The following is a 7,549-nucleotide window of genomic DNA, read 5'->3' as shown; positions in this document are numbered from 1 at the left end:
TGAATAATCTCGGCAGCACGCTGTTGCAGGTGCGCCGGTTCGATGAAGCGCTCGACGCCCTTTACCGAGCAAACGCCCTATACAGGGTATCCGGTGATCTGCACGGCCAGGGGCAAGCTCTAAATAATCTCGGCAGCGCCCTTCATCAGCTTCGACGATTTGATGAGGCCATCCAAATTCATGCGCAAGCGGTCGATTATTGTCGTGAACTCGGTGATCTTCACGGCGAGGGAAGGGCAATGAGGAATTTCGGCCTCGCCTATATGGAACTGGGTATGTATAGTGACTCGATCAGCGCTCATCAGAGAGCTGTAGACCTGTACCATGAGACAGGAGATTTCCTCAGTGAGGGGCTTTCGCTAAATGATCTCGGCGCCGCACTGATGCGAGTCAGCCGTCTGAATGAGGCGGTGGATGCCTATTCTAAGGCTGCTGCTATCCATCATGAGATCAGCGATATTGAGGGCGAAGGAGAGGCGCTCGGTAATCTAGGCACCGCTTTGCTGCGGGTTCGCCGTCTAGATGAAGCGGTGGATGTTTATTCTAAGGCTGCTGCCATCTATCACGAGATCAACGATATCGACCGCGAGAAGCGGATTGAGCACCTTCGTGCAGTGGCGAATAATGAGCGTTGGCATTAGCTGCCCAAGTGGGTTGAGAGGTCGATACAGCGGCCTTTGCGGGAGCCGATATAGCGCCAATTTATTGCAATGACGCTATTGATCCGAAACGGTAAGCGTTCTGGGTCGTTGAATGCTGTGTGAGTGAACTGGTGGGGGACGCACGGCAGTTGTCGCCGTCGGCGCAGGAAGCGTTGCGGCTGCGGGCGGTGGCCGCGCTGGTGGAGGGCCGGGACCGCGAGGATGTCGCGGCGTTGTTCAAGGTCTCGCTCAAGGCGGTGGACGGCTGGTGGGCGAAGTGGCAGGCCGGTGGGCGTGAGGCGTTGACCGCGCGTCCGCGTGGGCGGCGCGTGGGTGAGCATCAGGTGCTGTCCGGGGTCGAGCAGGCGGCGGTGAGGCAGGCGATTTTGGATCACCTGCCGTGTGACCTGGGTCTTCGTGGTCAGTTGTGGACGCGTGGCCAGGTGGGTGAGCTGATCGCGAAGCTGTATCGGGTGCGGATGAGCGAGCCAGGGGTGGGCAAGTACCTGCGGCGCTGGGGACTGTCGTTCCAGCGGCCCGACAAGCGCGCGGTCGAGCAGAACCCGGAGGCGGTGCGGACCTGGCTGGAGGAGACATGACCGGCGATCCGGGCGACGGCGAAGGCCGAGAACGGTGAGGTGCTGTTCGCCGACCAGGTCGGCATCCGTTCCGATCAGGTCACCGGCCGTACCTGGGGCGAGAAGGGCCGCACCCCCGTCGTGCGCCGCACCGGCAACCGGTTCTCCGTGAATGCGATGTCCGCGATCAGTACGAAGGGCCGGATGCACTTCATGGTGTTCACCGAGACCTTCGACGCGAAGGTCATGTGCCGCTTCCTCGACCGGCTCATCGGCCACTTCGACCGCAAGATCCACCTCGTGGTGGACGGTCACTCCGCACACCGCTCCCGCGCGGTCCGCACATGGCTGGCCGACCACACCGACAGGATCGAGCTGCACTTCCTGCCCTCGTACTCGCCCGAACTGAACCCCGACGAACTCGTCAACGCCGACCTCAAACGAAGCCTGCCCATGAGCAGCAGGGCACGCAACCAGGCCCAACTCGCGGCCGAGACCCGCAGGTTCTTCCACCGCCGCCAGCGCCAGCCCCACATCGTCCGCGGCTACTTCGGCGGCCCCCACGTCCGCTACACCCTCGAAGAGAACCCTTTGAGTTTCTGATCAATAGCTTTTGGCGCACCGGGAATTCATGCACTGCGACTGGCCGGCGGACCGGGGACAAATAGATCTAGGGACGGCCCAGAACTTGCCGGGTGCGGGTCCGCGCTCAACTGACCGGCGGGAACCGGCGGTGCCGCCCGTCTGTACCTCAGCCGACAACAGTCAGCCACGACGGCGGGGGTGTCGGCTAGATCAGGCGTGTGTGTCTCGCTGCACCCCCGCTGGCCTCAGCCACGCTGCCGTGCTGTCGACCAGGGCAAGTCGCGACGGCGGACGCGTGACGGCGAGCCCTTGAGCAATGACTTCTTCGTCCCGAAGCAACTTGGATGGGGGCTCGACCTTGGGCCGGGGTGGCACTCACCTGCTTTGACGGTGCGCAGGCGTGCGCGGTTGCCCGCCGGTGTGCGTCGGCGTTGTCACGCAGTTAGACACTCATTCGGGATGCGCTCGCACAGCTGCCAGGTGGAACGTGAACGCCGGACGCCCCAGCGTGCGCCGCCGTTGATGTCAGCCGCTGCCCGCCGATTCTAGGACGCTCAGCCCGCTACACAACACGGATCCGCAGCCCGGTTCCGTCGCTTCCGACCGAGACGGCCTGGTGCCGGGGACCGTTCGCACCTGCTCCGGCGGTAACCGATGCCCACGAATCGCGAAGTTGGTGAGCTCTCCGCACGTAGGCGCTGACTCTCCCTTCGCGAAGACTTTCGTACATCCCCTTTTCGACCCCCCTGAAGATTTCGAGAGACGCGCCGTTGGGGAGCGGCATGGAATACTTGACGCCAACGAACCGGTGTGAATCAATATTGGACTCGGAACTAACTGTAAACGTCTGCCAATCCGGGGCTGGGTCGTCTAAGGGCAAGCGCTGAAGGTCTGCGGTCCTTGGTGAGGCGAATTGCGATGCAGAAGTGTTGTCGCCCGCGAACCGTAGAACAGAGTGAGCCGCGTTTCTCGCCAGGATGCGGAATAGCCATTTTTTGCCATCCTCGGGTATCTGGAAGATGACAGGAAGTTCACCCACGCTTGCCTCGTACTCGGTGTGCGCGGCCTCTAATTCTGCTTCACTGGGCTGAAATTCTCCGACTCCGAGAAACTCTCGCTGCCGTGCATAGAACTGTTCGAAGGTGGGCTTGCCCGACGCCCAATTCCGCGGACCAGGGTCCTCTGATAGCAATGCGTCGAACTCTTCAGATTCCCCGTCCCATAGGTCATCTTCTCCAGGCGGGTCGAGTACGTCGATGGAGACGCCTGTCGTGGACAGACGAGAGGCAACCATGAGGCTCGGCAAGGTTCGAGCTCCTACCTCAATTGAACCTACTTGAAGAGAAGCTGTGGCCAACTGCCGCTTCGAATGGTACGCATTCCCGTGGGTGCCCTTGCACTCCAATATGTACACCTTGCAGCCTGAGTTTCCTCCTCCGGCACGGCGGCCGACCAAGAAATAATCTGGACGCATTGTTGCTCTGTTCTTCTGTCGGACTAGGCCTACCCCTTCAATGAAGCCGGTTGCGAGTGCCACATCCACGTCAACGCTCGAAAACAGCCACCCGGGGTATTTCCGTTCAAGGATTCGTTTGGCCACCACCAGGGCTAAGCCAATGCCGAGCTGTTCTGACTGTGCCACTTTGTGGTGGTGCACTATATCGGAGCCCGCCTGAGTCAGGGCCAAGATCTGTTTTCTATTACTCCTGAGAGTGGCGCAGTATCGTACATGCGCCCAGTGGCGTGCTATGTCAGCGAAAGGCGAGGCCGTAACGAATGTGGTGGCTAACCCTAATTCGCGCAGCACCTCTGCCGGGCTGGACTCGATCCCGGCAAATAAGTTGGCCGGAATCGCATATACCGGCTTTCGGTAGAGGTAGGAAGCACCGCGTTTCGGTCCGACGCGCTCCCGGGCTTCCTTTTCGACCTCTTCTGCCAGTTCCGGCGTCGAGCTGACAATAAGCTTGGAAGGCGTTCCCAGCTCGCGCACTAAGGCACTGAAGTCAAGATGCACGCTCCCCCCCCCAAAAAAAAACGGCACAGCACTGCTTGAGCAGATCGACCGTAGATGCGGATGCAGGCAGGCACAAGAGCGCCTGTCACGATGCAAGAGCACAGGCGGGCGTGCTGGAGCCAGGGGCTCCCGTGTTGGCGGTTCCAACCGCGAGGCCACGGGTCGGCCATCTCGGGGACGGGTGATGGGCTCCTGCACAGCCACAACTGATCACCGACGGCCGTGACCGCGGCCGCGTCATCGATCAACGTCCTGACCTGCTGCCGAGCTGTCGGCAGTTGTTGGCGTTGGTCATCATTGAGCGCTTTCCACGGCCCGAGGACGGCCCGGGAGGGCGCTCGTGTGTAAGGCCGCGGCGGTTTGATTTGCCTTCGCCGGTGTCAGGCTTCTCGGCACTCAGTGCCAATATCCACAATCACCCAACACGCCGTCAGTTCCGGCTATAGCATCACCCTTCAAACTTAGTGAGGGGCAGCACTTGATTCTGCGCGAGTTTCTGTACGTAGACACCGACAAGGTGCGGGCAATGCTGGCTCAGCTCGACGGGGGCATTGCAGAGGAAGAGCGAGAAACGAGTACGCAAGAGAAGAGATCCACGGTCGGACCACGAAGCTTCGCCCAGCATCTCCAGGTAGCTGGTAGCGAGAGGTACACCCAAAAATCCCTCGGCGATGCTCTTTTTCCGATGCTGGAAGAAGCATTGGAGTCTGAAGGCGTACTCAAGGACGTATCGGAAGAGGCGTCCGATCCGTCTCAGTGGACCTCAGGGGATATTAAAGCGATTGCCCCACCCGGTTCGCTCGTTCGTATTACCGCCATGGGATCTCTCTTCGATACTCGATATGCCGCCAGTGTATTCTCGGCCTTCGCATCCGTCGCGCTCGGCCTTCAAGGCATGGGTGTGAACTTGACTCCTGATGCTGGCCAGGCAGCCCCGGGCAAGGGAAAGGGCAGAGGTGGGCAGCAAGGTCCAAAGCCGCCGAGGCCTGGTCAGGCCCAGCCCGATCGGCAGCTAGAGGACTTGATCCCTGACTTCAAGGGATTCGGGGGAATGGATGGTGATTCACTTCGTTCCATTATCCGCATGGCGCGAGGAATCTTCGCTCCAGGTCTGCATATAAATCTCTCACCTGTCGACTCGGGGGACGTGCTAATCGGCTCCCGTTTGCAGGAAGGGCGACAATATCTGGATACAGAAGCCGATATCCTCTTCGCGCGGTACGGGACAGAGCCTCAGGAGTGGACACTCGTGGGCAGTGTGGGAAGCTACGGTTCTGAGGATACAGCGGTGCCCGACTTTGATTTCTTTCGGCCTGATGGAGCCGTTAACAGAGTTAGGTTTGCAGACAACATTAATGGCCTCATGAAAAACTTGGGGGGAATGGGGTTCATTGACCTTCCTCAGCATCCCGGGTTCTCTCTGATTCCGTTCGCTGTTTACCGAACCATTCCGCGCTTTTCCAACCTCGTTGCGGTGCGTGACTAGAAGGTCGGCGGAGCGGCTTTGGGCTGGAGCTGCTTTGGGGCGAGTGATCATGGCCCCGTAAGCTTCCGGCGAGTCGGGCAGTCTGTGGACCTGCCCGGTAAAGCACGACGTTGGGGCCATGATCTTCGAGGCTCGCGTCAAAGTGGCTGCGTAAAGCCGTGGAGCCGACCGCCCCAGCCACGACGTACCCCTTCTCTGGCATCAGGCGGCTCATTGCAGAGTGCGCGGCCCGGACACCGGCCGGGCTGGAGCGGGGCGGAGACAGGAGCGCAGGCCCGGCCGGGGGCCGGGCCGCGCGCGGTGAGCGGAGCGAGCCGCCTTGAACCCGTAGAGAGAGTTGTAACTCAGTCGCTGGTATAGGGGTGCGTCCGGTCCCGGGAGATGCTTGACACTTCGGTCCCAGCTGATGGTTGACGGTGGCCGTGATCGGCTTTGCTGTGCGCGTCGTTGCGGCGCGTGGCGGGAGGCCGGGATTGGCTCTGGTGGAGTTGTCGGTTGTCGAGCAGAGATACCGGGCTGTGTTTGCGGTGACACGGCATCCGCCGTTCCACCCGGCGTCGAGCCGCAGGATACGGCGATAATGGCTTACGTCCTGGGAGCGGCGGCCCGAGGAGAGCGGACCGCGGACCGCAGACCGGTGGACCTCCGCGAGAGCGAGATGAGCGATCATGGACCAGCGCATCGCCGCCGACCGGGCGACGCGGCCGCTCGGAGATGTGGTCGGCGAGGCGCTCACGGCGCGCGTCACCGTCGATGAAGGCGGCGCGGTGACCGGGTGGAACGCGGGGGCCGAGCAGTTGCTCGGGTACTCGGCCGCACAGGTCCTGGGACGACCGGCGGCCGAGCTGCTGGCGGAGGCGATCCCCGCGGAGGACCTGCCACCTTTCGCGGACCTGCCGAGATGGCACGGGAAGGTCTCTGTCCGGCACCGCGACGGCCGACGCCTCGAGATCAAGGTCCTGGCGCACCACAGGACACCGGAGACCGGCACCCGCGAGTGGTTCCTGGTCTCCCCACTGACCGGGCAGAAACCCCTGCCTGATGACGAAGCCCTCGTGAGCTGGAGCTTCACCCAGTCCCCTTGCTGCGCACTGGCGCTCTACGACACCAGGCTCCGGCTGCGGCGGGCCAACGAGGAAATGGAACGGTCCGTGGCCCTCACCGAGGACGACATGCGCGGACTGCGTGTCAACGAGATCGTGGACAACCCGGCCGGTGAGGTGGCGGAACAGAGCATGACGCGGGTACTGGAGACCGGTGAGCCGCAGTACGACGAGAACTTTCTGCGCGCCGCCGGTGAGACGCGCGAGCACGCCTGGTCGCTCTTCACGTCGCCGCTGCGGGACGAGGCGGGCGAGCTGCGCGGTGTCTGTCTCTCTGCCCACGACATGACGGAACAGCACTGGGCCCGCAAGCGGCTCCAGCTGATCGCCGAAGCGGGCCGGCGCATCGGCAGCACCCTCGATGTGATGCGTACGGCGCAGGAGCTGACGGACGTGACGGTCCCGGAACTCGCCGACTTCGCCAGCGTCGACCTCCTGGCCTCCCTCGACGATCTGGACGATCTGCATGAGCCGCCCCCGGACGGCGTGACGACGGCCGGCCCTGTCCTGCTGCGGCGTGTCGCCCACCGGTCCCTGACTCCGGGCGTCCCGGAGACGGTCGTCGCCCTGGGCGACGTGGACGAGTACCCGGAGGGTTCCGCACCGGTCGAGAGTCTCCGGTCGGGACGGGCCACGCTGCGCGAGATGACCGACGCCGAGATCGCCGAGGTGACCGCCCGCGACCCGGTCCGGGCCGCCCGGGTCCGCGAACTCGGGATCCACTCGGTGATGACGGTGCCCTTGTCGGCACGCGGAACCACTCTGGGCGTCGCCGTCTTCGTGCGCTACCGGCATCCCGAGATCTTCCAGCGGGACGACCTGGTGCTGGCCGAGGAGCTGGTGGCCCGGGCGGCCGTCTGCATCGACAACGCCCGCCGCTACACCCGCGAACGCGGTACGGCGGTGATGCTGCAGCGCAGCCTGCTGCCCCAGCGGCTGCCCGAGCAGGCGGCGGTGCAGGTCGCCTCCCGCTACCTCCCGGCCGGCGCGCACGCAGGCGTGGGCGGCGACTGGTTCGACGTGATTCCGCTGTCCGGGGCGCGGGTGGCACTGGTCGTCGGCGACATCGTCGGCCACGGCCTCCATGCCGCCGCGACCATGGGCCGGCTGCGTACCGCGACGAGCACCCTGGCCTCACTGGA

The 7,549-nt window shown here is 63.2% G+C and carries 6 protein-coding genes; 5 read left to right on the top strand and 1 reads right to left on the bottom strand.

Going from position 1 to position 7,549, the window contains the following annotated elements; translation table 11 throughout:
* The 3 genes from IEZ21_RS14365 to IEZ21_RS49105 all read left to right on the top strand — a co-directional run.
* Positions 1-641 (top strand): tetratricopeptide repeat protein (locus IEZ21_RS14365; protein ID WP_189322241.1); only part of this gene is annotated, 641 nt, incomplete at its 5' end.
* A 119-nt stretch (positions 642-760) separates the two neighbouring features.
* Positions 761-1,240: a winged helix-turn-helix domain-containing protein gene (locus IEZ21_RS49110; protein ID WP_246567699.1), complete on the top strand. Its 480-nt coding sequence runs from the start codon at positions 761-763 to the stop codon at positions 1,238-1,240.
* 39 nt (positions 1,241-1,279) lie between these two features.
* The gene (locus tag IEZ21_RS49105) at positions 1,280-1,822 is read left to right on the top strand and encodes an IS630 family transposase (RefSeq protein WP_246567697.1); all 543 of its coding nucleotides are present in this window, start codon (positions 1,280-1,282) and stop codon (positions 1,820-1,822) included.
* A gap of 544 nt (positions 1,823-2,366) precedes the next feature.
* On the opposite strand, the gene IEZ21_RS14355 is transcribed toward IEZ21_RS49105, so the two are convergent.
* Positions 2,367-3,818: a hypothetical protein gene (locus tag IEZ21_RS14355; protein WP_189322240.1), complete on the bottom strand. Its 1,452-nt coding sequence runs from the start codon at positions 3,816-3,818 to the stop codon at positions 2,367-2,369.
* Positions 3,819-4,296: 478 nt separating this feature from the next.
* Here IEZ21_RS14355 and IEZ21_RS14350 point away from each other — a divergent pair, with 478 nt between their 5' ends.
* Complete coding sequence (locus tag IEZ21_RS14350; protein WP_189322239.1) at positions 4,297-5,304, top strand: DUF6414 family protein; 1,008 nt, start codon at positions 4,297-4,299, stop codon at positions 5,302-5,304.
* Positions 5,305-5,972: 668 nt separating this feature from the next.
* A partial coding sequence (locus IEZ21_RS14345; RefSeq protein ID WP_189322238.1) for a PAS domain-containing protein occupies positions 5,973-7,549 on the top strand: 1,577 nt, incomplete at its 3' end.

This window comes from Streptomyces flaveus, assembly GCF_014647675.1.
GTDB classification, from domain to species: domain Bacteria; phylum Actinomycetota; class Actinomycetes; order Streptomycetales; family Streptomycetaceae; genus Streptomyces; species Streptomyces flaveus.
The sequence above is the reverse complement of the archived record's forward strand: the minus strand, read 5'-3'. Positions and strand labels throughout refer to the sequence as shown.